Annotated in this window: 19 protein-coding genes; 7 read left to right on the forward strand and 12 right to left on the reverse strand. The window is 45.4% G+C overall.

What is annotated here, in order from left to right:
- Window positions 1-42 precede the first annotated feature (42 nt).
- The 5 genes from carB to gloB all read right to left on the reverse strand — a co-directional run bounded on the left by carB (window position 43) and on the right by gloB (window position 8,900).
- Window positions 43-3,306: a carbamoyl-phosphate synthase large subunit gene (gene carB, locus AOC21_RS05145; RefSeq protein WP_215392675.1), complete on the reverse strand. Its 3,264-nt coding sequence runs from the start codon at window positions 3,304-3,306 to the stop codon at window positions 43-45.
- A complete protein-coding gene (gene carA, locus AOC21_RS05150; RefSeq protein WP_215392770.1) occupies window positions 3,306-4,493 on the reverse strand; it encodes a glutamine-hydrolyzing carbamoyl-phosphate synthase small subunit in 1,188 nt (395 codons plus the stop codon). Before carA ends, carB begins: the two co-directional genes overlap by 1 nt.
- Before the next feature lie 245 nt (window positions 4,494-4,738).
- The gene (locus AOC21_RS05155) at window positions 4,739-6,622 is read right to left on the reverse strand and encodes a propionate--CoA ligase (protein ID WP_215392676.1); all 1,884 of its coding nucleotides are present in this window, start codon (window positions 6,620-6,622) and stop codon (window positions 4,739-4,741) included.
- Window positions 6,623-6,654: 32 nt separating this feature from the next.
- A complete protein-coding gene (locus AOC21_RS05160) occupies window positions 6,655-8,091 on the reverse strand; it encodes a transglycosylase SLT domain-containing protein (RefSeq protein WP_215392677.1) in 1,437 nt (478 codons plus the stop codon).
- A complete protein-coding gene (gloB, locus tag AOC21_RS05165; protein WP_215392678.1) occupies window positions 8,091-8,900 on the reverse strand; it encodes a hydroxyacylglutathione hydrolase in 810 nt (269 codons plus the stop codon). The genes AOC21_RS05160 and gloB overlap by 1 nt, the downstream gene beginning before the upstream one ends.
- Window positions 8,901-8,936: 36 nt before the next feature.
- On the opposite strand from gloB, the gene AOC21_RS05170 reads away from it, so the two are divergent.
- From AOC21_RS05170 to dnaQ, 5 genes are all read left to right on the forward strand, one after another.
- Window positions 8,937-9,725 (forward strand): class I SAM-dependent methyltransferase, encoded by a 789-nt coding sequence (locus AOC21_RS05170; protein ID WP_251371587.1) that lies wholly within the window; start codon window positions 8,937-8,939, stop codon window positions 9,723-9,725.
- A 9-nt stretch (window positions 9,726-9,734) separates the two neighbouring features.
- Window positions 9,735-10,208: a ribonuclease HI gene (gene rnhA / locus AOC21_RS05175; protein ID WP_215392680.1), complete on the forward strand. Its 474-nt coding sequence runs from the start codon at window positions 9,735-9,737 to the stop codon at window positions 10,206-10,208.
- A gap of 101 nt (window positions 10,209-10,309) precedes the next feature.
- Window positions 10,310-11,599, forward strand: a complete 1,290-nt coding sequence (locus tag AOC21_RS05180; RefSeq protein ID WP_215392681.1) for an efflux RND transporter periplasmic adaptor subunit — start codon at window positions 10,310-10,312, stop codon at window positions 11,597-11,599.
- On the forward strand, window positions 11,596-14,697 hold the full coding sequence (locus AOC21_RS05185; RefSeq protein ID WP_215392682.1) for an efflux RND transporter permease subunit: 3,102 nt from the start codon (window positions 11,596-11,598) through the stop codon (window positions 14,695-14,697). Before AOC21_RS05180 ends, AOC21_RS05185 begins: the two co-directional genes overlap by 4 nt.
- The gene (gene dnaQ / locus AOC21_RS05190) at window positions 14,697-15,395 is read left to right on the forward strand and encodes a DNA polymerase III subunit epsilon (RefSeq protein ID WP_215390983.1); all 699 of its coding nucleotides are present in this window, start codon (window positions 14,697-14,699) and stop codon (window positions 15,393-15,395) included. Before AOC21_RS05185 ends, dnaQ begins: the two co-directional genes overlap by 1 nt.
- Here dnaQ and AOC21_RS05195 read toward each other — a convergent pair.
- The 3 genes from AOC21_RS05195 to AOC21_RS05205 are packed head-to-tail and all read right to left on the reverse strand — an operon-like array spanning window position 15,392 to window position 19,274.
- Window positions 15,392-17,455 (reverse strand): tetratricopeptide repeat protein, encoded by a 2,064-nt coding sequence (locus tag AOC21_RS05195; protein WP_256437803.1) that lies wholly within the window; start codon window positions 17,453-17,455, stop codon window positions 15,392-15,394. The genes dnaQ and AOC21_RS05195 overlap by 4 nt on opposite strands.
- Before the next feature lie 15 nt (window positions 17,456-17,470).
- The gene (locus AOC21_RS05200; protein ID WP_305848931.1) at window positions 17,471-18,562 is read right to left on the reverse strand and encodes a tartrate dehydrogenase; all 1,092 of its coding nucleotides are present in this window, start codon (window positions 18,560-18,562) and stop codon (window positions 17,471-17,473) included.
- A gap of 49 nt (window positions 18,563-18,611) precedes the next feature.
- Window positions 18,612-19,274, reverse strand: a complete 663-nt coding sequence (locus tag AOC21_RS05205; RefSeq protein ID WP_215390985.1) for a SprT family zinc-dependent metalloprotease — start codon at window positions 19,272-19,274, stop codon at window positions 18,612-18,614.
- A gap of 77 nt (window positions 19,275-19,351) precedes the next feature.
- Here AOC21_RS05205 and AOC21_RS05210 point away from each other — a divergent pair, with 77 nt between their 5' ends.
- Complete coding sequence (locus AOC21_RS05210; RefSeq protein ID WP_215390986.1) at window positions 19,352-20,662, forward strand: amidase; 1,311 nt, start codon at window positions 19,352-19,354, stop codon at window positions 20,660-20,662.
- Window positions 20,663-20,670: 8 nt separating this feature from the next.
- On the opposite strand, the gene AOC21_RS05215 is transcribed toward AOC21_RS05210, so the two are convergent.
- Complete coding sequence (locus tag AOC21_RS05215) at window positions 20,671-21,645, reverse strand: tripartite tricarboxylate transporter substrate binding protein (RefSeq protein WP_215390987.1); 975 nt, start codon at window positions 21,643-21,645, stop codon at window positions 20,671-20,673.
- A 30-nt stretch (window positions 21,646-21,675) separates the two neighbouring features.
- Window positions 21,676-22,797 carry an NADH:flavin oxidoreductase/NADH oxidase gene (locus tag AOC21_RS05220; protein WP_215390988.1) on the reverse strand — a complete coding sequence of 374 codons (1,122 nt, stop codon included), beginning with the start codon at window positions 22,795-22,797 and terminating at the stop codon, window positions 21,676-21,678.
- 163 nt (window positions 22,798-22,960) lie between these two features.
- Here AOC21_RS05220 and AOC21_RS05225 point away from each other — a divergent pair, with 163 nt between their 5' ends.
- A complete protein-coding gene (locus AOC21_RS05225) occupies window positions 22,961-24,481 on the forward strand; it encodes a CoA-acylating methylmalonate-semialdehyde dehydrogenase (protein ID WP_215390989.1) in 1,521 nt (506 codons plus the stop codon).
- 70 nt (window positions 24,482-24,551) lie between these two features.
- Here the strand turns inward: AOC21_RS05225 and AOC21_RS05230 are convergent, their stop codons facing one another.
- Complete coding sequence (locus AOC21_RS05230; RefSeq protein ID WP_215390990.1) at window positions 24,552-25,037, reverse strand: DUF1178 family protein; 486 nt, start codon at window positions 25,035-25,037, stop codon at window positions 24,552-24,554.
- A 65-nt stretch (window positions 25,038-25,102) separates the two neighbouring features.
- The gene (locus AOC21_RS05235) at window positions 25,103-25,702 is read right to left on the reverse strand and encodes an NUDIX domain-containing protein (protein ID WP_215390991.1); all 600 of its coding nucleotides are present in this window, start codon (window positions 25,700-25,702) and stop codon (window positions 25,103-25,105) included.
- Window positions 25,703-25,781: the final 79 nt, after the last annotated feature.

The following is a 25,781-nucleotide window of genomic DNA, read 5'->3' on the forward strand; positions in this document are numbered from 1 at the left end:
AAATTCTTGCGCAAAATCGCGCATATAAAAGTCAATTTTAGATTAAATGAGCTCCTGATGTAAGTTTTGCAGGGAATAAACCTCAAGAGAGTCGAGTCGGCCATTTTCAGAGGCCAATAAACCATCCATCACTGCTCGTGCGGCACTAATAGTCGTGTAGTACGTTACGCCATTAGCTTGAGCGCTTGTGCGAATCGATCTGGAGTCAGCAATTGCCGTCCGGGTCTCATCCACAGTGGTAAAGACTAGTGAAATCTCACCATTCTTAATAAAATCCACAATATGTGGACGGCCGTCTTTTACCTTGTTTACAACTCTCACTGGCAAACCAGCAGCTTCAATAGCTGCAGCAGTACCTTTGGTGGCAACCATCGGGAAGCCGAGTTGATGCAATAACTTAGCTACTTCAATTGCCTTCGGCTTATCGCTATCTTTGACAGTCAACAAAACTGTACCGCTCTTAGGTAGCTTAATTCCGGCTCCGAGCTGAGACTTGAATAACGCCTCACCAAAGGTCTTGCCAACACCCATCACTTCACCAGTGGAGCGCATTTCTGGTCCAAGTATTGGATCAATGCCTGGGAACTTATTAAAAGGGAAGACCGCTTCTTTTACCGAGAAGTACGGAGGCTTCACTTCGCTCTTAATTCCCTGTTGCTCTAGTGTCTGGCCAACCATACAACGCGCTGCAATCTTTGCAAGCTGCAACCCCGTTGCTTTAGATACGAAAGGAACAGTACGAGATGCTCGTGGATTTACCTCAAGGACATAGATTACGTCTTTGCCATCTACATTCTGAATTGCAAACTGAACATTCATTAAACCAACTACATTCAGACCTTTGGCCATGGCTGCAGTTTGACGCTTAATCTCTTCAACCGTCGCATCAGACAATGAATACGGTGGCAATGAGCAGGCTGAATCACCTGAGTGAACACCGGCTTGCTCGATATGCTCCATGACGCCGCCGATAAATACAGCAGTGCCATCGCTGATGCAATCCACATCACATTCAATCGCATCATTCAGGAAGCGGTCGAGTAGCACAGGAGAGTCATGAGATACCTTGACGGCCTCACGCATATAACGCTCCAAGTCGCGGCCATCATGGACGATTTCCATAGCGCGACCGCCTAAGACATAAGACGGACGAACGACTAATGGGTAGCCAATTTCATCCGCAAGCTTAAGAGCCTCTTCTTCAGTACGGGCCGTACGATTGGGTGGCTGACGCAAACCAAGATCCTGAAGTAACTTTTGGAAGCGCTCACGGTCTTCTGCTGCATCAATCATGTCTGGCGAAGTGCCAATAATTGGAACGCCATTACGCTCGAGATCAAGGGCTAATTTCAATGGCGTTTGACCACCGTATTGAACGATCACGCCCTTTGGCTTTTCTTTGGCGACAATCTCTAAAACATCTTCTAAAGTAAGCGGCTCAAAATACAGTCGGTCAGATGTGTCGTAGTCAGTAGAAACGGTTTCAGGATTGCAGTTAACCATGATGGTTTCGTAACCATCATCACGCATTGCTAAAGCAGCGTGAACGCAACAATAGTCAAACTCAATACCTTGACCAATACGATTCGGCCCCCCGCCTAAAACCATAATCTTTTCTTTATTGGTAGGCTGTGACTCGCACTCCCCATGCTCTGCTTCATAAGTAGAGTACAGGTAAGCAGTGTTTGTTGAGAATTCGGCTGCGCAGGTATCTACACGCTTATATACAGGGACCACTTTTAAGCGATGACGTGCAGCACGAACGGATGCAGCATCAACTTTTAATAACTTTGCCAAGCGGCGATCAGAGAAGCCCTTTTGCTTGACAAAACGCAATTCAGGGGCTGTCAGGCTATCTATTTTGCGCTGCTTAAGTTCGGCTTCAATAGTAATGAGCTCTTCAATTTGCTCTAAGAACCAAGGATCTACTTTTGTTTCAGCGTAAATCTCATCAAGCCCCATTCCCATGCGGAATGCATCACCCAAATACCAGATGCGATCTGGTCCAGGCTCATTGATTTCATTGATGATGTCATCGAGGTCTGTAGAAATCTCATCAAGACCATCAACTCCGACCTCAAGTCCGCGAAGGGCTTTTTGAAATGACTCTTGAAAAGTACGGCCAATGGCCATCACTTCTCCAACCGACTTCATCTGCGTCGTTAAGCGAGAGTCAGCTTGGGGAAACTTCTCAAATGCAAACCGAGGAATCTTGGTAACAACGTAATCAATTGAAGGCTCAAATGATGCAGGTGTTGCTCCACCAGTAATATCGTTCTTGAGTTCATCCAATGTATAGCCTACAGCCAATTTAGCCGCAATCTTCGCAATAGGGAAACCGGTGGCCTTCGATGCCAAGGCTGATGAACGCGAAACACGTGGATTCATTTCAATGACGATCATGCGACCATCAATAGGATTGATGGAGAACTGAACGTTTGAGCCACCAGTATCAACGCCGATCTCTCTTAGAACAGCAATCGATGCATTACGCATGATTTGATACTCTTTATCCGTCAAAGTCTGAGCAGGTGCAACGGTAATGGAGTCGCCGGTATGCACACCCATTGGATCCAAGTTTTCAATCGAGCAAACAATAATGCAGTTGTCATTGCGATCACGCACGACTTCCATCTCGAACTCTTTCCAACCAAGGAGAGATTCTTCAATCAAGAGCTCACGGGTAGGCGATAAATCAAGCCCACGCTTGCAAATTTCCTCGAATTCTTCGCGGTTATAGGCAATGCCACCACCTGATCCACCCATGGTGAATGAAGGTCGTATTACCACCGGGAAACCAGAGCTACCAGTCTGCTTCATAATTTGCTGCTGCACTTCATGCGCTTCATCCATTGAGTGCGCAATCCCCGACTTTGCCGAACCTAGACCAATTTTGGTCATCGCCTCTTTAAATTTCTGACGATCTTCTGCTTTATCAATGGCTTCTGGTGAAGCGCCAATCAACTCGCAACCGTATTTTTCTAATACGCCATGACGATGGAGATCTAGCGCACAATTCAGCGCTGTTTGACCACCCATAGTTGGCAGGATCGCATCTGGTTTCTCAGTGGCAATAATGCGCTCAACCACTTCCCAGGTTATTGGTTCGATATAAGTTACATCGGCCATTTCAGGATCGGTCATGATGGTTGCAGGATTGCTATTGACCAAAATAACTTTGTAACCTTCGTCACGCAACGCTTTACATGCTTGCGCTCCAGAATAGTCAAACTCACAAGCCTGACCAATCACAATAGGGCCGGCACCAATAATTAGGATGCTCTTAATGTCGCTACGCTTAGGCATTATTTGCCCTCCTTATTGCTGGCAGCATTCATGAGCTCCACAAATCGATCAAATAAATAGGCTATGTCATGAGGACCAGGAGAGGCCTCAGGGTGCCCTTGGAAACAGAGTGCTGGCTTATCTTTCCAAGCCAGGCCTTGCAAAGATCCGTCAAACAAGGAAACATGAGTTACACGAATATTGTCTGGCAATGTATTGGCATCAACAGCAAAGCCGTGATTTTGCGAGGTGATCGCTACTCGACCCGTATCTAAATCTTTTACAGGATGGTTGGCACCATGGTGACCAAACTTCATCTTCAGAGTTTTAGCGCCTGCAGCAAGACCCATGATTTGATGCCCTAAACAGATACCAAAAGTCGGTACGCCCTTTTCAATAATTTCTTTTGCTGCTGCGATTGCGTAATCGCACGGACCAGGATCGCCAGGGCCATTTGAGAAGAAAACACCATCGGGATTCATAGCCAATACTTCAGCAGCGCTAGTTTGCGCAGGCACCACTGTTAATTGACAACCACGCTCGGTGAGCATGCGCAAAATATTACGCTTCACACCAAAGTCATATGCAACCACTTTCTTGACTGGCTTGCTGACATCCAATGTTCTATAGGCAGGCTTACCATCTGGACCATGCAGATCCCATTCAGCCTCACGCCATTCATAAGGTTTTATGGTGGTTACCACCTTTGCAAGATCTAAGCCTGACATTCCGGGGAAAGCCTTTGCAAGTTCAAGCGCCTTCTTGCCTAGATTTTCATAACTGTCGCCCACTTTGCCAGCAACAATTGCACCGGATTGAGCGCCTTTATCACGCAAAATTCTAGTGAGTTTGCGGGTGTCAATTCCAGCAATACCAAGTACTCCGGCCTTGGTGAGATAGTCATCCAATGAGCCTTCTGAGCGGAAGTTTGATACACGTTTTGGCAAGTCCTTGATAACCAGACCTGCAGCATGAATCTGATCGGATTCAGCATCCTGAGCATTAACGCCAACGTTACCGATATGTGGGTAGGTCAATGTCACAATTTGACGTGAATAACTAGGATCAGTGATGATCTCTTGATATCCAGTCAATGCGGTATTGAAAACGACTTCGCCGGTAGTTTCGCCTGGGGCGCCAATACTAAATCCGGGAAATATAGTGCCGTCGGCTAAAGCCAACACGGCGGGAGGAAAAGAAGGAAGCAAGGGTGACAAACCATCTCCAGTCCCTGCTCCATCCGACGCTCAAAACCCTCAAATAGACCAACCCGAGGATGTTTTTGCGGGAGGTGAGTGTCTTTAAGCGCTAGGGTATTTATTAAGTTTCGAACCCTGTAATCATACCATTTTTGCTCGTAAACCCTTGGATACCCAGCCAAATGGGGCTTTAGATGGAAAAAGCTCCTCCAGCCTAATGACTGGAGGAGCAATTTATTCCAAATTACAGGTTTTTAAGTCTTGGCACTCTGGTCGATGATGCTCTTGATCTGAGCTAAAACAGACTGATCGTCCATTGTGCTGATATCACCAGGGTCGCGACCTTCAGCTACCGCCTGAAGTGCACGTCGAACAATCTTGCCGGAACGCGTCTTAGGCAAAGCAGAAACGATATAAACACGTCCAGGACGGGCAATTGCACCCAAAGTCGTATCAACAGTCTTCATGCATTCAGCTTCTAAAGTTGCAGTATTTGAAGAATCCTTAGGTATCACGAAGGCAATCGCAGCCTGACCTTTTAATTTATCTTCGATACCCACAACTGCAACCTCTGAGACATTTGGGTGGCTGGAAATGCTCTCTTCAATTTCTCGAGTGCCAAGACGATGTCCAGCAACGTTAATCACATCATCTGTACGCCCTAAAATAAAGAAGTAACCGTCTTTATCTTTAATGCCCCAGTCAAAGGTGGAGTAAATCAATTTACCGGGAATAGTTTCCCAGTAAGTGCTAACAAAACGCTTATCGTCACCCCAAACGGTTTGCATGCAGCCTGGTGGCAATGGGCCCTCAATAGCGATGACACCTTTTTGATCTGGACCTAACTCCTCAGAGGTAGCATCGTCGAGCAGCTTCATGTTGTAACCAAATGAAGGAACGCCTGGTGAGCCAAACTTATGTGGCATCACTTCTACGCCACGTTGAATCGCCAACATTGGCCAACCTGTTTCCGTTTGCCAATAGTTATCGACAATCGGTTTATTAATTGCACCATGAATCCAGCTTGCAGTTGGCTCATCCAAGGGTTCGCCTGCCAAGAACAAGGCGCGCAATTTAGAAAGGTCATGCTTCGTTAGAAAAGCAGGGTCTTGTTTCTTTAGAACACGTACCGCAGTTGGTGCAGAGAACATTACTGACACTTTGTACTTGTCTACTAACTCCCACCAGATTCCCGCATCCGGCCGCAATGGAGTGCCTTCATACATGATGGTTGCCATGCCTGATAGCAGTGGTGCATAAATAATATAGCTATGCCCTACAACCCAGCCAATATCCGATGTGCAGAACATCGTCTCACCAGGATTGCCAGTAAAGATGTGCCTCATAGAAGCTGCTAGTGCAACAGCGTAACCGCCAGTATCGCGCTGAACCCCTTTTGGCTTACCAGTTGTACCCGAGGTGTACAAGATATAAGAAGGATGAGTTGCATCAACCCATTCAACAGGCACTACTTCATTCAAATGTTTTTGACGCTCACTGGCGTAATCTAAATCACGACCCGCTACTGTAGTGAACTCGGTTAGACCACGATTCACAATCAATACTTTTGCCGGCTTATATTCAGCTAAGGAAATTGCCTCATCCAATAGAGGTTTGTAAGGGACTGCTTTACCACCACGCGCTCCAGCTTCTGCGGTAACAATGAGTGTCGGCTTAGCATCGTCGATGCGGGAAGCCAAACTATGTGATGCAAATCCACCAAATACTACTGAATGAATGGCACCAATACGTGCGCACGCAAGCATGGCAAAACAAGCTTCAGCAATCATTGGCATATAGATGAGTACGCGATCACCCTTTTTAACGCCAGCTGCTTTGTAAATTGCCGCCATACGATTGACCTCTTCGTATAGCTCTTTAAAGGTATAGGTCTTCTCTTGATTGGTCTCCGTGGAAACCGCAACCAAAGCGATTTGATCTGGACGATCTTTTAAGTGTCGATCAACGGCGTTGTAGCAAAGATTTGTGAGGCCACCCTCAAACCATTTTGCAAATGGTGGGTTGTTGTAATTCAGAACTTTATCGAAGGGCTTTTCCCAGTGAATCAATTGCGCTTGCTCTCCCCAAAATCCATCCGGGTCTTTAATTGAGCGTTCGTGGTGTGCTTTGTATGACATGGTCAACCTGATTTCTTAAAAAGTTTCTTAAATTACTGGCTTTTGCTCACCCCTTTGCTGCTGTTATTCGTACTGGAAGTGGCTGAACTACCATTTTTCGCAGATTTTGCAAGTCCTGTCGATGCGGATTTATGCTGAGATGCAGCATTTTTCTCTGAAGAATTACCCTTAGAGCCGCTCTTTTGAGCAGTTTTTGAATTATTTGCAGGGGCGCACTTTGCCGAGACAGTGCCTTTTGCACCCTTGGCGGGTTTTGAGCACTTGGCTGCAGGAGGCGAAGGTTTTTCAAGGCTAAGGCTAGCGTTATCAGCCATCGCAGACGATACGTCACCCGGTCGGCGGCTAGTTTTAGGTATTAATACCGTCGAACCAGCCCGAATGCGCATACCTCTCGGTATGCCATTTATTTCTCTCAGCGTCTCAACATCCACGCCCAAGGTTTTCGCCGCCTGGTCAACGCTTTCGGTTTTGGAAACTTGCACAGCAGTCCATGAAGAAAGTGGCTTGTCGTATTGCCTCAAATTAGCCTGAAAGATTTCAGCGTGAGCAAACGGCAACAGAATCTGCTGATTAGCGTTACTCAAAATTACTGGCTTGTTAAAAGAAGGATTCAGACTATGAAATTCATCCGTAGGTATTTCAGCCAACTTAATCACTAAGGCAACATCAATATCACTACCAACGTCTACCGCAACAAAGTATGGGTGATTTTCAAGATCAGGCAACACAATCCCATATGCCTGCGGATCCAAAACAATTTGACGATATGCCATTAGCTTAGGGACGTAATTGCGAGTCTCACGTGGCAAGGTCAAACTTTCATAATCTGTTGGTAAGCCAGCAGCAGCATTGCGCTTCTGAGCCTTCGAAATATTTCCAGCGCCCCAGTTATAGGCTGCGAGCGCCAACTCCCAACTCCCAAACTGATTATTTAAGCGTTGAAGATAATCTAACGCTGCATCAGTTGACTGCACAACATCTCGACGCTCATCCCTAAATACGTTTTGTGTTAGGCGAAAGTCTTTGCCTGTAGCAGGCATAAATTGCCACAAGCCTACGGCTTTTGCGCTTGATTTGGCATTGGTTACAAAAGCACTTTCAACAAAAGGCAGGAGCGCAATCTCTGTGGGCATATTGCGAGCGTTTACCTCCTGAACGATGTAAAACAAATATCGCGACGAACGTGTCATAGAGCGATTAACGTAATCCGGTCTGGCAGCCAACCAACGTACCTGCTCTATTTCAAGCGGAGTATTCATTGGCTCCATCTGAAAGCCATCACGTATCCGTATCCATAAATTATCTGAAGGCGCATAGACCTTACTAACGGATTGATTTTTGAGGTTAACCCGTGTAGCCCGAGATGCTTTTGAATTCGTTTTCGCTGGAGCATCTGAAGACCAATCCCCCGTACTCGCGCATCCACTCAAGAAAGCAGCAATCAAGATTGCTGCATACATCATTCGCATCAGAAACGGTCTTTCCAGGCGCGAATAACAGCCAATACATATGCCGGGCTAGGCAATGTAGCCTCACCGGAAACCTCTCTAGCCATTGCAATAACCTCAGACTGATCACAGCGCATGAAAGGGTTTACTTGAAGCTCCTGACCAATGGTTGTTGGGAGGGTTGGCAAGCCCTGCTCTCGCAGAGATTTGGCTTGCTCTGCCCAAGAGAGCAAATTGAGATTATTGGGCTCTACTGCCAAGGCAAAACGAATATTAGATAAGGTGTATTCATGGGTGCAGTAAACCAAGGTATTTTTTGGTAACGCCGCAAACTTTCCGAGAGACTCCGACATTTGAGTTGGGGTGCCCTCAAATAATCTACCGCAACCTGATGCAAAAAGCGTATCCCCACAAAAAAGCATAGGCTCAACAACGTTAGCTTGCATATTCGCAAAGTAGGCAATGTGACTTAAAGTGTGACCTGGAACTTCTAACACTTTAAGACTGATACGAGGCGAAGGTATTTCCACCTTGTCATCCTGCATTACTAAGACAGTCCGACCGGGGATGTTGTCACCCACTGGTCCCCAAACGGGAATGTCAGATCCCAGGTTTTGTAATAGATTCAGAATGCCGCCCGTATGATCAGCATGGTGATGGGTAATTAAAATTCCCTTGAGGGTTAGATTACTCGCCTTCAGATACTCCAGGACTGGCTCAGAATCACCCGGATCAACCACCAAAGCGGAGCTGCCATCATGAATGCACCAGATATAGTTGTCATCAAAAGCCGGTATGGGCCAAACCTGCAATAAAGTATTCTTATCCATAGACCGATGATACCAACCCCATCCATCCCCACACAGATGCCTGCACCTCCCTGGAGCTCATGGGAGAAATGGCTCCAATCACCTCCTGGGCGCTATGTCCTAGCTTGGGAGCAACGGTGTTTTGATCAAATTGTTGCGGATGTATTTGGATTTCATGCGGTCCAGATTGGTCTACCGCAAATGAATACCCTCAATGAAAATAGGATGCCGCTACATGCCATCCTGATTCATGCGAACGATAGTCGCACTCATGCCGCTCAATATAGCTGGCATCTTATCGAAGGCAACTCAACAGAACTTCCATTTGCTAGTGAGAGTTTGGATTTAATCGTGTTGCCGCACGTATTAGAGTTTGCCTCCGATCCACATCAGATATTGCGTGAAGTTGATAGAGTGCTTCGTCCTGAGGGCCGCTTAATCATCTCCGGCTTTAACCCAGCCAGCCTATGGGGTGCCAGACAGTACCTCAGTAGATTGATTGGCAACCCCTATCTTCCAAGAGATGGGCAATTTATCGGTCTTATACGTATCAAGGACTGGCTGGAGTTACTCAACTTCTCTCTGGATCGCGGTCACTTTGGTTGCTACAAATTCCCACTTCAGGGTGAATCCGTCATGGGAAGAATGAATTTCCTGGAAAAGATGGGTAATCGTTGGTGGCCTATTTTTGGCGCCGTTTTTCTAGTGTCGGCAATAAAAAGGCATCAAGGAATCCGCTTGATTGGACCCGCAACAGTGGTGCGAATACCTGCTATTCAACAATTAACACCCGCAGCCGAACGAAGCCATATCCAAAAACACCTCAAAAACATCAATACAAAGTAAATTATTGCCATGCCGCATTCCAAAGACCATTCGCATGACCCCCATCATCCCCACATCGTCATTTATACCGATGGGGCCTGTAAGGGCAATCCTGGCCCTGGAGGCTGGGGTGCTGTTTTGCGGTCTGGCGGGCACGAGAAGCATATACATGGGGGTGAAAAGCACACCACCAATAACCGTATGGAGATTTGTGCGGTCATTTTTGCCTTAAAAGCCCTTAAACAACGCAGCACAGTCGAGCTTTGGACGGATTCACAGTATGTCCAAAAAGGCGTAACGGAGTGGCTTGAGGGCTGGAAAAAGCGTGGTTGGAGAACCGCCAGCAAGGATCCCGTAAAAAATGCCGACTTATGGCAAGAGCTTGACGCCCTGCTACCTGAGCATGATATTTCCTGGCATTGGGTTAGAGGTCATAACGGCCATCCAGGAAATGAACTGGCTGACGTCTTGGCCAATAAGGGTGTTGAGGAGTTGTTGCCTTAGCGGAAAGAGCCAGCCTGCCTTAACCAAATAGCCCTCATTATGAGAGAATGCGGAAGTAGGATTTTCACCCTAAATTACATAAAACCAAGAAAAAAGAGACTGTGTCAAAAATAGAAACTTTTCTTAATAAGCTGCTTATAAAGCTTGTAAATGGCATTCGCACGCTCAAGAGTCGTCTTTGCGCTCTCTGGCAGCAATTTTCACCTCAATTAAAAAAGATTGACTATTTGACCGCTAAGACTTTCATTTTGAAATTTAGGTGGCGGATATTATTTGTTGTTGTTCTTGCTTACGCAGGTTTAAAGACATATGAATACTTTTTTCCTACTGCTGACAAAGCGGGAGGTCCAACAACGGTCACCACGATGGTTGTTGAAAAAAAGGATATTCCCTTAATTATTGAGGCAACTGGAACTATTGTTTCAAATGGCATTGTTGATATTCGCCCAATGATCACGAATACTGTTGCCAAAATTCATGTGAAAGACGGTCAAGAAGTTAAGGCGGGTGACCTCTTATTTACGCTTGATAATCGTAACGACACAGCAAATTACGAAAAACTGAAGGCTTTGGCGGAAGATGCGCAAAAACAATATTTGCGCGCCAAAGAATTGGTAGCTAAAAACTTTATTTCTAAAGCCGGTTTAGAGACCTCCCTGGCAAATGCCAAATCAGCCCAAGCTGCAGCACGCTCGGCAGAGGTGCAACTTTCTTTTGACTCTATTCGCTCCCCCATTGATGGGCGTGCCGGAATTGTGAATGTGTTTCCCGGCTCGCTCGTTCAAGCAGGCAACGTGGTATCTACGGCTACAAACTCTACGGCCACATCTAGCGTTGGCTCGATGGTTACCATAACTCAATTAAATCCAATTAATGTACAGTTTGTTGTCCCAGAAAAAGATATTCCTGTGTTACTGGAGAACCAGTTGGATGGTGAGCCACTTACCGTGAAAGTAAGTGTTGGTGACTCAGGCAAAAAAACCTACGAAGGCAAAGTTCTCGTCATTGACAATCAAGTCGACCCCTCTATCGCCGCAGTACGAGTTAAAGCACAAATTTCTAATGACTCAATGACACTGCTTCCCGGTCAATTTGCGCGTGTTTCATTGGTAGCAAATACCTTAAAGGATGCCCTTTCAGTACCCTCTCAAGCTGTTGTCATGAACCCTAAGGGTCTCTTTGTTTACGTAGTTGATAAGGATAATAAGGCCGCTTCAAAACCTGTCAAAGTAGTTTATGAATACCAGGGAACTTCGGTCATCACTGGCATTGAATCTGGCGATAAAGTAGTTGTAGAAGGAAAGCAGAATTTACGCCCAGGGGGCAAAGTACGTGAGGCGAAATCTAAGGCTGCAGATACTAAAAATACACCGGTAGCAGATAAAAAATGACCTTATCCGAATTATGTATTCGGCGTCCTGTGATGACAGTGTTGCTTTCTATAGCAACCGTTATCGCTGGTACAGTCGCCTACTTTAAAATCCCTGTTGCCGCTCTACCTAGCTTTAATACACCCATTATTTCGGTTAGCGCCTCACTGCCGGGAGCCTCTCCTGAAAATATGGCATCGGCTGTTGCACTCCCCCTTGAAAAAGAATTTTCGACTATTGACGGTATTACTGTTATTAGCTCAGTGAATTCGCTGGGTAGTACTAGCATCACATTGGAATTTAATAACAATCGCGATATTGATAAAGCGGCCGTTGACGTTCAGGCAGCTTTATTAAGGGCTCAAAGACGCTTACCGATTGAAATGACGGTACCGCCTTCATACCGCAAGGTTAATCCAGCGGATACACCCGTCTTGGTAGTGCGTATGAACTCGCCATCCGTGAGCCTTTCAGAGCTTAATGCATACGCAGAGAACCTACTATCACCAAACCTTTCCACTATCAGCGGAGTGGCGCAAGTTCTTGTGTATGGAGCAAAACGTTACGCAGTGAGAATTCGCGTTCATCCGGATGCTCTGGGTAACCGCAACCTCACCATGGACGATGTTGCGAATGCAGTCAACAAAGCAAACTCCAATAGCCCTGTAGGGGTACTTGATGGACCGCGCCAATCCATCACGATTTATGCCAACCCGCAACTTGTAAGACCTGAAGAATTTGGTAACTTAATCATCAGCCAAAAAAATGGTTTGCCGATCTATTTAAAAGATGTGGCTGATGTTATCGAGAGTTACGAAGATGTAAAGAGTTTTGCAAGCGCAAATGGTGAAAGATCAATTGCTATTGCAATCTTGCGTCAGCCAAATGCCAATACCGTTGAGGTGGTGAATTCAATTAAGGAACTATTGCCTGAGCTGCAAAAGCAGATGCCGGGCTCTATTAAGTTGCAGTTACTGAATGACCGCTCACTATCTATTATTGAAGCGATCCATGATGTAAACCTCACCTTAGCGCTTACGGTTTTACTCGTAGTTTTAGTAATCTTCCTGTTCCTAAAACACGCATCTGCAACCTTAATTCCATCAGTAAGCTTACCGATATCACTGATTGGTGCGTTCTTCCTACTTTATTTCTTGGGTTACAGCCTAGACAATATCTCCCTACTCGGCATCACACTAGCCGTTGGTCTGGTAGTGGATGATGCGATTGTGGTGCTTGAAAATATCATGCGCTACATTGAAGAAGGTATGGATCCACTTAAGGCCTCCCTCAAAGGAAGTAAAGAGGTTGGCTTTACGATTATTTCCATTTCGATCTCTCTGGTGGCAGTATTCATACCGCTATTTTTCATGGCAGGCCCTATAGGCCTCCTATTTAGAGAATTTGCAGTAGTTGTGTCACTGTCAATTTTTGTATCAGCGATTGTTTCGCTCACAGTTGTACCAATGCTCTGCAGCCGCTTCCTGCCAAAGCCGGGGGTGCACGCCAAGGAATATGCCATCAACAAGAAATTTGATCGTTTCTTTGACTGGATGCTTAAAACTTATGTTCATTATTTGGACATCGCACTGCGAAACAGAAAGTTTGTGCTCTGGGGCGCTATCTCTACATTTGTAATCACTATTTTCTTGTTTGTTACGAGTCCCAAAGGATTCTTTCCTGAAGAGGATATTGGACAAATCCAAGCCACTACAGAAGCTTCTGAAGATATCTCCTTTACATCAATGCTAAAGCTGCAGGATCAAGCGGCAGAAATAGTTAGCGCCGATCCTAATGTAGAAAGCTCTATTTCGGTCGTGGGCGGCGGATCTAGCGCATCGGGTAAAAATACCGGACGTATTTTTATCATCCTAAAACCAAAAAGTGACCGCGCCAAAATGGCTAAGGTGATGGAAGGATTGCGAAATAAATTCAAAGAGATCCCAGGGCTTCAGGTTTATATGCGCCCTGTTCAAAACTTACAGCTTGGTGGTCGCACCAGTAAGAGTCGCTACCAATTTACCCTGCAGAGCGTTGGCTTTGAGGGTGTAAATGAGTGGGCCGACAAATTGATGCAAAAAATGCGTGCTGATCCCATATTTAGGGATGTTACTAGCGATTCTCAATTAAAAGGTCTCAACGTGAAGATTGATATTGATAGAGAAAAAGCTGCGAGCGCAGGCGTCACAATATCCGATATCAGATCTGCACTTTATTCCTCGTATGGTGAGAAACAGGTCTCCACTATTTATACTCCAGTGAATACCTATTACGTTATTCTCGAGGCTGCAGAGGAAGATCGGCAATACGAAACTGATCTTAATAAGATTTTTGTTCGCGGCAGAGCAACCGATAAATTAATTCCCCTATCTAGTATTGCTACCTTTGTGCGTTCTGTTGGTCCTACTGCCGTGAATCATCAAGGTCAAATTCCCGCGGTGACACTTTCCTTTAACTTAGCGCCAGACGTCTTCCTTGGTGATGCAACCAAAAAGATAGAGGAATACATCAAAGAAATTAATCTGCCACCTTCAATCATCACAAGCTATGGTGGCGATGCTGCTGTGTTTAAGAACAATCAATCGGGGCAAGTTATCCTGATTTTGACTGCCCTTGGGGTGATCTACATTTTGCTGGGTGTACTGTATGAAAGCTACATTCACCCACTCACGATCTTGGCCGGCTTGCCATCCGCTGCTATTGGCGCAATTTTAGCCCTCAGAATATTTGGTTTTGAGTTAACAGTTATTGCCTCGATTGGTATTTTGTTATTAATCGGTATTGTTAAAAAGAATGCAATTCTGATGATCGACTTTGCCCTTGATGCTCAGCGTAATCAAGGTATGACTCCTGAAAAAGCAATTCGTGAAGCTTGTGTATTGCGGTTCCGCCCAATCATGATGACCACATTTGCGGCTCTCATGGGTGCACTCCCCATTGCATTCGGTCTTGGCGCTGGTGCAGAATTACGACAACCACTAGGCATCAGCGTTGCGGGTGGCTTGATTTTTTCTCAATTTGTAACCCTGATCATTACACCGGTGATTTACCTCTATTTGGATAAATATGCGGGTAATGGCCCGATGGAAATTCCACCTGCTGTTTTAGAGGGAACCTAATGCGTCAAGTTATTCTCGATACTGAAACAACCGGTCTAAATCCAGCTACTGGAGATCGGATTATTGAAATTGGTTGCGTTGAAATGGTGGGCCGTCGCTTAACCGATAGGACCTTTCACTACTACATCAATCCAGAGCGTGATATCGATGCCGGAGCATTTGCAGTTCACGGTCTTTCAAGAGAATTTTTATCCGATAAACCGGTCTTTGCAAATATTGTTGAACAGTTGATTGAGTTTGTTGATGGCGCTGAAGTTGTGATTCATAACGCAGCGTTCGACTTGGGATTTTTAGATAATGAGTTTGCTTTACTTAAGCGTCCACCATTCCGCAATTTAGCCTCGAAGGTGACTGACACCCTGCTTGATGCTCGTCAAATGTTCCCCGGTAAGAGAAATTCCTTGGATGCATTATGTGAGCGTTTCTCTATCAGCAATAAGCACCGCACTTTGCACGGCGCCTTACTAGATGCGCAACTATTGGCTGAAGTTTATGTAGCAATGACTAGAGGCCAAGAAGACCTCTCCATTGATCTGATTGATTACACAGTCGGCGCCGACTCTACAGGTCATACCAAGGCCCTGCCAAGCAATCTCAAGGTATTTGCAGCAAGCAATGACGACCTACAGGATCATTTAAAAGTCTTAGCCGAAATCACCAAAGGATGTAAAAGTGGCGCTGTATGGAGTGAAGCCTAGCCTTTATTAGGCTTTATGAAGTCTGTATATAGAGCCTCCAAATCCCTTACATATTGTTTGCTATCAAACAATGGACTAGTTTTACGATTCGATTTAATTTTGCTTTTCAACTCGTTAAGCAAATCAGGGTCTTTAGCAATCCTAAGCGCTAAATTAAAGTACTCATCCAGTGAATTGGTGATCATGCAATCCATGCCTAATGCATGATTTTGACTGGCGGCCACCCTACCTGCAAAAGTTTGTCCCATTAGCGTTAATACCGGAACACCCACCCACAAAGCATCGGCAGCTGTTGCATGAGCATTGTATTTAGGCGTATCAAGAAAGAGGTTTATCAGCCTCAGTCTACTTAAGTGCATCTTGCGTTCAAGAGCAAATCGCGCAAAGATAATTCTATTAGGATCAACACCGGCCGCCACAGCAAAGGCCTTTAGATTATCAATCGCAATATCAGAAGGCCTAGATAGCCAAAGAACACTATCGGGGACTTGCTCTAACAAATCCATCCAAACTGAAAAAATTTCTGGAGTGATCTTATATGCATTATTAAAGCTGCCAAATATAAAGCCACTTTCTGGCAATCCTTCTGACATTCTGCTGGGGATATCACCTAATTCTTCTATTGAAATAGTGGTATCTACAGGAAAGAAGCTATTCGGCAAATTAGAAATCTGTTCAACATAAAAATTTTGGTGCTCAGGAGGAACAACGACCTCATCAGCGATTAGATAATTAAAGTAATCGGCCCCTAAGGTACCTGGATATCCAAGATAGTTAACCTGAACAGGAGCTACTCTAGATGCAAAAATATTTGTTCTAGCTCCTGAGGTATGTCCATTAAGATCAATAGCAATATCTATATTTTGTTTTCTAACCAAATCAATGGCCTCAGCATCATCCATAGAAAACAAGTTGAAAGTATGGTCAAAGGCCTTTGTTAGGGCCTGCTCAACCTCATCATTGGATGATTGATTTAAGAAAAATCCGAATAATTCAAATTTTTCCCGGTCATGGAGTTTGACAATATTCTGCATCAAAATTCCAACGGGGTGAATCTTAAAGTCAGAGGAAAAATATCCAATTCTTATTTTCCTATTACCTGCTTCTTCCACCCTATTTCTAAACCCATCTTGTGGGGGATGAATATTTCTCACATACTCCATTGCGCACTGCTTTTGCAGTTCGATACTTGCGCCTGACTGGAGTAGGCGAAATGGACTTGATGAGGGTTTGTTTTGATGTACTAGTGAATGGAGCTGATCGGCAGAAGGAGCTTCATCACTCCATGTGCATGCGTCTAATTTTCCAGCAACTATCTCGCCAATTAAATAGGGTTGCTCTGGCTTGAGTAAAAATGCTTGTTGATATATTTTGTAGGCCTCGGCATGAAACTTTAGCGCCAATAATGTTTTACTGTAATCTAGCATGGCCTCAACATTATTGGGGTGAATGGCGAGCGCCCTCTCATGAGCAAGTTTAGACTCCTGGAGGCGGCCCAATGAAAATAAAGTATTGCCATAATGCGTCCAGCCGATAGCAATCCCTTGGTTAAGACTCAACGCTTTCTCGTGATACTCAAGCGCTTTGTTATGGTTATTTAATGCGGAATATAAATTCGCTAAATTTGACCAAGCCAGAAAATGATTCGGATCTATCGTAAGCGCTTTTTCAAATAATAGTAACGCTTTATCGTATTGCTTAAGCTTTAATAGGCATGATGCATGGTCGGTCAGAATGTAAGCATTGTTTGGATTTAGCTCTTGTAATTTTTTATAAGTTTTTGCTGCATCCTCAAAAAGGTCAGCGCTAAATTGTGCTTTGGCTAGATTGTTCAGAATCTCTGAGTTTTTGGGCTCTATTTTTGACGCTCTTCGCAAAGGGTCTATCGATTCAAGGGTCTTGCCTTGCATAGCAAAAGAGAGGCCCAATATTTGCAAGGCGATAGATTCTTTTGGATTTGCTTTAAGAATAGAAAGTGCAGTTCGCTGCGCAGCAGCGAAGTTCTGCGCCTCGAACTCAGTCAGTATTTGACGAATTAAAGGCGCATAAAATGGTTGCATATTGGATCTAAAACTCTAGATTGCTGCAGCAATCGCCTTACCCAAATCATCTGTTTTTGCAGTGCCACCTAAATCTGGCGTAAGGGGCGCATGCCCCGGTCCAGATGACAAGACTTTTTCAATTGCTGTAAAAATTGCTTTGCCAGCCTCTGGATAACCCAGGTGATCCAACATCATCGCCCCACTCCAAATCTGTCCAATCGGGTTAGCAATCATTTTCCCGAAGATGTCAGGCGCCGATCCATGAACGGGTTCAAACAGAGATGGAAATTTGCCCTCAGGATTGATGCTGCCTGATGGAGCAACCGCAATTGTGCCGGTACAGGCAGGACCCAAATCAGACAAAATATCTCCGAATAAGTTGCTTGCAACAACAACATCAAAACGATCAGGGTTCATAACAAAGTGTGCCGCCAGGATGTCGATATGGTATTTATCGGTTCTTACGTCTGCAAACTTCTTGGACATTGCTTCAACACGCTCATCCCAATAAGGCATAGTAATGGCAATACCATTTGACTTTGTTGCAGAGGTTAGATGTTTCTTGGGGCGACTTTGAGCAAGATCAAATGCGTATTGCAATATACGGTCAACGCCCTGTCTTGTGAAAATAGATTCCTGAATTACGATTTCACGATCAGTGTCAGGGAACATCTTTCCACCTACGCTAGAGTATTCACCTTCTGTGTTCTCTCGAACCACAAAGAAATCAATATCTCCAGGCTTGCGATTGGCTAACGGACAAGGCACGCCTGGAAGTAAGCGGACTGGACGTAAGTTGACATATTGATCGAAGCCACGACGGAATTGAATCAAGCTTCCCCACAAAGAAACGTGATCAGGGAGAACGTCAGGCATACCTACAGCGCCAAAGAAGATGGCATCGTATTTCATGAGCGTGTCAAACCAATCATCCGGCATCATCTTGCCGTGCTTCAAATAGTAATCACAGCTTGCAAAGTCAAAATGATCGAACTGCATACCTAAATTAAATTTACGGTTGGCAGCCTCTAAAGCGCGTACGCCCTCAGGCATGACTTCCTTGCCAATGCCATCTCCAGGAATTACAGCAATCTTTGGATTTTTAAAAATTTTCTTTGCGTTCATAATTTGTGCGTCTCTTTATTTTTTGAATGAATATTAATTTTACAAATTTCTAACTAATGGCTCGGCGAATTTCATCTGGAGCCTTTTTGCTACCTTTTTCAACGGATTCACTATCGTAATCACCTGTATTTTCAATGGTCTCAGGTATATCTTCTAGCATGCGGATATTGTCTTTTGGGCAGATTGGAGCGCCATAACTGGCCCATTTTTTAAGTAAAGTGACCTCATAACCACACTGCCCGCACTTGGCCTTGCTACGACTGGCATTACTAGGTCTAGGGGGTGGAAACACAATCGCCTGGTGTGGGTATGGCCCTAATTCTTGACTAATCATCATCAGCTTTACTACTAACTCCTCAGTAGCATGCGCCATTCTGGCGGGACCCTCTAAACCCACTGTTTGAGCTATACCCTTGAAATCCTCACCGTGACCACTAAAACAATCGTCTACAGCATGGCAAAGCTCATGAACTAGAGTGTCTAAGAGTTGCACAGGCTCATCTAACTTAGGCGAAATGAAGATCTCATTTACGCCTCCGCCTGAGCGCTCACGTGGCCAGCACTGCCCAAGAGTTGTTCTTGGACTACTGGAAGCTGGAAAACCACACGAAACCCTTACCGGAGGGATCGCATAACCCGCTTTAGAAAAAACTGGCTCCAGATGTCTTACCGCATCCTCTAGCCATGCTTCACGAACTGTATGTTGCTTCATCTAACTTATCTTCTATCGAAATTCAGGGACAAAAACCGTAAATTGCGATCATACGCCACCGTAAGTAGAATGGATGGATGAAAGATCTAGAAAGCCTTAGCGCCACACAAGCTATAAAAGCCCTTTCTAAGAGGGAAATTAGGGCTACCGATTTACTGCTTTCTTGCCTGGACCGGATAGGACAAAAGGAGAGCCTCGTAAGGGCCTGGACGAGCCTTGGTAAGGAAAATGCCTTATCCAGAGCCAAGCAGCTCGATAAAGGTGCTTTTCAGGGCATTCTGCATGGTCTGCCAATTGGGGTTAAGGATCTTTACGACACATATGACTTGCCCACTGCCTATGGCTCCCCTATTTATGCAAATCACTACCCTGTAGCGGATGCAGTTTCTGTAGCCTTAATGCGTCAAGAAGGCGGCATCATTTTGGGTAAAACCGTTACAACTGAATTTGCCTCATTTAAAGGCGGCGCCACAACCAACCCCTATGCATCAAAACATAGTCCTGGGGGCTCTTCCAGCGGTTCAGCTGCAGCAGTTGCCGATTTTATGGTCCCGCTAGCGACAGGTAGCCAGACTGCTGGATCAATCATACGACCCGCATCATTTTGTGGTGTAGTGGGGTTTAAGCCAAGCCTGGGCAAAGTCAGTATCGCCGGAGTGAAAAGTCTATCTGTAACCTTAGATACGATGGGCTGCTTTGGTAGGACTATTGAAGATGTTGGTCTAGGTCTAGCCGCAATGAGTGGTGATCATCGCCTTGCAAAAATTGAAGTACTTCATAACAAGCCCAGAATCGGTATTTGCAAAACATCCAACTGGTCTGCTGCACAAAAAGAGGCAGCAACTGCTCTTGCGGTAGCGCGTCATGCTGCTGAAATCATCGCCAAAGGCACGGTAGATGATTTCAGCTTGCCAATGGCATGTGATGACCTTACTCAAGCCCAGAGTCGGATCATGCTTTCTGAAATGTCCCGCAGCTTGTTATTTGAACGCATACATTATGCAAAGAAACTAAGTCCCCAACTGATTAAACAGCTTAGCGATGGAGCGACCATCAGTTACGAACAATATGCAAAAGACCTGCTACTTGCCAATCATGCAAAAACTGCTGTTGCTGAATTATTTACCAATGAGATTGATATATTGATTGCACCTAGTGCGGCTGGTGAAGCTCCCAGCATGAGAGATGGAACCGGAGATCCTATTTTCTGCCGCGGATGGACTCTGCTGGGCTTGCCGTGCATCAACATCAACGTCGCCAGCGGGCCTAATGGGCTACCGGTTGGAGTCCAGCTTATTACTGGTCCAGGCAAAGATCATTTCTTGCTAAGTGCAGCACGGTCATTTGCGCTTGCATTGCCTGACCCCACTTTGCGAGATCAGGCATAGCAATCTTACTAATCGAGTGTAATGTTTGCCGCTTTAATCGCCTTGCTCCAGAAAGGAATCTCTTTCTTAACCAATGCATCCGTTTGATTTGGACCTAAGTAACGCAGCTCAACACCCGCTGCATCTGCTCGCTCCTTAATCTCTGGCAACGCTAAGCTCTGCTTAACTGAATCTGTCAACTTGGAAACCACAGGTGCTGGTGTGCCAGCAGGTGCATATAAGGCAACCCAAGATTCCAGCTGAAATGATGGCAGACCAGCCTCCGCAGTAGTCGGTACATTTGGCATCCCAGGGTGACGGTTCTTGCCGGTCACAGCTAAGCCCTTGAGCTTGCCGCTTTGAACATGCTGCATTACTGAGGGTGGCGTACTGATAAAGACCTGCACCTGCCCTGCCAATACATCCTGAATCGCTGGACCAGATCCTTTGTAGGGAACGTGCACCATATCCACACCAGTAGTTTGTTTGAAAATTTCTGTACCAATATGGGACACGGATCCATTCCCCTGGGAGGCGTAATTGAGCTTGCCTGGATTTGCTTTGGCGTACGCAATAAATTCCTTAAGGTTATTTACCGGTACAGAAGGATGCACTGCAATGACATTGGTGGAAATCGTTAGCAAGGCAATGGGAGAAAAATCTCTAATCGGATCCCAAGGTAACTTATCGAATAAAGCGGGATTGCCAACGTGGTATCCGGAGTAAGAGATTAACAAGGTATAGCCATCTGGCTTTGCTTTAGCAACATACTGATAAGCAGTATTGCCGCTTGCACCCGGTTTGTTATCCACAACCACTGGCTGACCGATTACACGAGTTAAGGGCTCGCTCAATAAACGGGCTGAGGTATCTACCAGTCCGCCAGGTGGATTCGGTACTACCAGGGTAATAGGTCGATCGGGAAATGACTGTGCCAACGCTAAACTTGCGATACCCAAAGTCAAAACCGTAAGCGCACTACGAATGGCTGAAATTTTTTTCATTACTGTCTCCAAGCTAGTATTTTTTAAAGTTTATCGCTGCCCAATTTTTACATCACCAAAAACTGCCTGCGCTTCACGCGGCAAACAACGCCAATAACGTTCATTTGCAGTAACGGTGCCCTTCAATGTAGCCGCCGCCTCCCATGCCCATCGTGGTTTATATAGAAATGCTCTAGCCATAGCAATGAGATCCGCATCACCAGCCTGCAAAATATCTTCCGCTTGCTGAGGTTCGGTAATCAATCCTACTGTCATCGTTGGTAAACCAGATTGGTCTTTGACAATCTTTGCGAATTGCACTTGATAATTTGGTCCAATAGCAATCTTCTGTTTAGGTGAAATACCACCAGAAGAAATATGCACAAAATCACATCCCAATGGTTTAAGTTGTTTTGCGAAATTAGCTGTTTCTTCGGGAGTCCAACCACCCTCTATCCAGTCGCTTGCTGAAATTCGGATACCAAGTACACCTTGATAGGCTGCTCGCACGGCGGCAAAAAGCTCTAAAGGAAAGCGAATTCGATTTTCAAATGAGCCGCCGTATTCATCGGCACGCTGATTAGCAATTGGGGATAAAAATTGGTGTAATAAGTAACCATGTGCACCATGAAGCTCAATACCATCAATTCCAATTCGGCTGGCTCTCTTTGCTGATGAAACAAAATCATCAATCAGTTTTTTTAACTCCTCTTTCGATAACTCATGAGGCAGTCGCTCACCATCTAATTGTGGAATTGCTGAAGGGGCTAAAGTTTCCCAGCCACCTTGATCTTGTGAAAGTAATTGACCGCCATCCCAAGGTGTAGCACTAGAAGCTTTTCGTCCGGCATGGGCTAACTGAATAAAAACTGGCACTGCAGGAGCTAAAGCACGTGCACGACTTAATTTATCTTTTAATGCCGCTTCTGTACGGTCATCCCAAAGTCCTAAACAGGCTGGCGTAATCCGAGCTTCTGGGCTTACCCCGGTAGCCTCAATAATGAATAATGCGGCACCACTATTCAGTAAGTTACCCCAGTGCATCAGATGCCAGTCAGTTGCCTCGCCTTTATTGGCCGAATATTGGCACATAGGAGCAACCACAATGCGATTGGCTAGCTCTAAAGACCCCTTAGGAGAGCCAAGGGTGTAATTTGAAAATAAAAGACTCATGGAATACCTTAAAAAGCCCAAAAATAGGTCGAAAAATACGAAAATTGTCGTAAAGCGATAGAATACTTAAAAATCAGAATAAATGAGACAGCGAAGACGCGCAGGCTATTAAGCTGGGCGACTTTATTACCAAAAACCTTAAAAATACTCACCACAAGAGATTATGAACACACCTCAAGCCTTTGAATCAAAAGAAGATATTGGCCACTTTGTTGGCGGCAATGTAGTTAACCCTAAAGATGGGCGCTTTGCTGATGTATACAACCCGACCAAAGGAACTGTAGCTCGCCGTGTTGCGCTTGCTAGCCGCAAAGAGGTTGATGCAGTTGTAGCCAATGCCCAAACTGCCTTTGCCTCATGGAGCCAAACCTCCCCATTGCGCCGCGCACGCATCATGTTCAAGTATCTTGAATTATTAAACGCCCATCGCGATGAGCTTGCTGCCATCATTACAGCCGAGCATGGCAAGGTATTTACTGATGCCCAAGGCGAAGTGACACGCGGCATTGAGATTGTGGAATTTGCTACTGGCATTCCTGAGCTACTTAAAGGCGACTACACAGAGCAAGTATCGACCGGTATCGACAACTGGGTTATGCGTCAACCTCTAGGTGTAGTTGCTGGTATCACCCCATTTAACTTCCCAGTAATGGTGCCAATGTGGATGTTCCCTGTGGCAATTGCTTGTGGCAATACTTTCATTCTTAAACCTAGCCCTACAGATCCTTCCGCCTCATTATTTATGGCTAAACTTCTTAAAGAAGCAGGCTTGCCTGATGGCGTGTTTAACGTGGTGCAAGGTGACAAAGAGGCGGTTGATGCCTTAATTGAAAATCCGGACGTTAAAGCGGTGAGCTTTGTAGGCTCTACTCCAATCGCCAATTACATCTATGAGCGTTGCTCGCACTTTGGTAAGCGCTCTCAAGCTTTGGGTGGCGCCAAGAACCACATGGTCATCATGCCGGATGCTGATATTGATAAAGCTATTGATGCCTTGGTTGGTGCTGCCTATGGCTCTGCTGGTGAGCGTTGCATGGCAATTTCAGTAGCGGTATTGGTTGGTGATGTGGCTGAAAAAATCATGCCTAAACTGATCGAGCGCACTAAGACTCTAAAAGTCAAAAATGGCATGGAACTTGATGCTGAAATGGGTCCTATCGTTACTAAAGCAGCACTGGAGCGTATTACTGGCTATATTGATGCTGGCGTAGCTTCGGGTGCAAAACTGCTTGTTGATGGTCGTGGATTTAAGGTGCCTGGTAACGAGAATGGCTTCTTTATTGGCGGGACATTATTTGATAACGTCACACCAGATATGAAGATCTATTTAGAAGAAATCTTTGGACCAGTGTTATCTTGCTTGCGTGTTGCCAACTTTACCGATGCCCTCAATTTAGTTAACTCCTGTGAGTTCGGTAATGGCGTTGCCTGCTTTACGAGTGATGGCAATATTGCCCGTGAATTTGCCCGCCGTGTTCAGGTAGGCATGGTTGGTATCAACGTACCTATTCCGGTTCCAATGGCCTGGCACGGCTTTGGTGGTTGGAAAAAGTCCATCTTTGGTGATATGCATGCATACGGTAAAGAAGGTGTGCGCTTCTATACCAAGCAGAAGAGTGTCATGCAGCGCTGGCCTGAGAGCATCGCTAAGGGCGCAGAGTTTGTGATGCCGACGTCCAAGTAATACCTGGCAACATTAGGCAAAAAAGCGATCTTCGGATCGCTTTTTTATTCAGTGTAATTAACGAGTTTTATTATTGGAGCGTATTTTTCAAAGCAGGAATCATAGGCATAGATAAGACATCAATACCCTCTTCTCTTAAAGCCTCTGCTTCATCTATAGTGGTCTGACCCCGAATGCTTCTCTCAGGCGATTCTTTATAGTGAATCTTCCGAGCTTCGTCAGCAAAAGAATTGCCTACATCTTCAGAGCGTCCCATTAACTCGCGCATCCCTTTTAAGAAGGCGGCTTGAACTTGCGCCTCTAGCTGGGAATGATCACTACCAGTAAGCGCAACTACTCCGCCACTTAAGTTTTCAGACTGTGCTTTAGGTAATGCCAACTCCGTTGAGGACGATTTACCAATATGTGGAGCTGATGGCATGCGGGTAATTTCTGTACTGTCGCATACCGGACAAGCAAGCATTCCCTTGTCTTGCTGAGCAAGGCAATCCTCTTCGGAGGCAAACCAACCTTCAAAACGATGGTCTAAGGGGCACGCTAAGTTATAAACTTTCATGATACGTATATGTGGGCAAAAACGATAAATTCAATACCCCCATTTTAATCGGGTTTGAGGTTGACCTACTTGATTGGACTTGGCTCCACTAAGCCCCTGCGGTAACGATCTAGCCAGTAGGCTGAAATAGTGGTCTTAACGTCTGTAATCTCACCACCCTCAACCCATGCGATTAGTTGCTCCAAAGGGGCGGCAAATACATCTAAAAACTCTTCATCATCCAGATGGCTTTTTCCGGGAACCAGCTCTTCAGCTAAATAGATATCGATGAACTCCGTTGAGTACGATATAACTGGATGGATGCGACGTACATAACTCCATTTTTTTGCCGTATACCCAGTCTCTTCCTCAAGTTCTCGTTGTGCACAAACCAAATGATCTTCGCTCGGATCCAATTTTCCCGCAGGAATTTCTATGCAAGCTTTTGCAATGGGATAGCGATACTGCCTTTCAAGAAGCACCCTGCCATCATCCAAAATTGCAATAATAGCCACCGCACCTGGATGAGTTAAATATTCGCGTATCGCTTCCTCACCATCTGGCAGTGAAACTTTGTCCCGCTTCATATTTAAGAAGATGCCGCCATAAATATCTTCGCCTGATAGACGCTCTTCGCGCAAATGTTTATCACCGGCCGGTAGGTCTTTAAACGATTTTTCAGTCACGGATATGCTCTCTAGGGATTAAAGATACTGCATCATACAAAATGGTCATGTCATTTCAATGTCATAAACAATAAAGGCC

The organism is Polynucleobacter sp. VK25 (assembly GCF_018687355.1).
Lineage (GTDB): Bacteria > Pseudomonadota > Gammaproteobacteria > Burkholderiales > Burkholderiaceae > Polynucleobacter.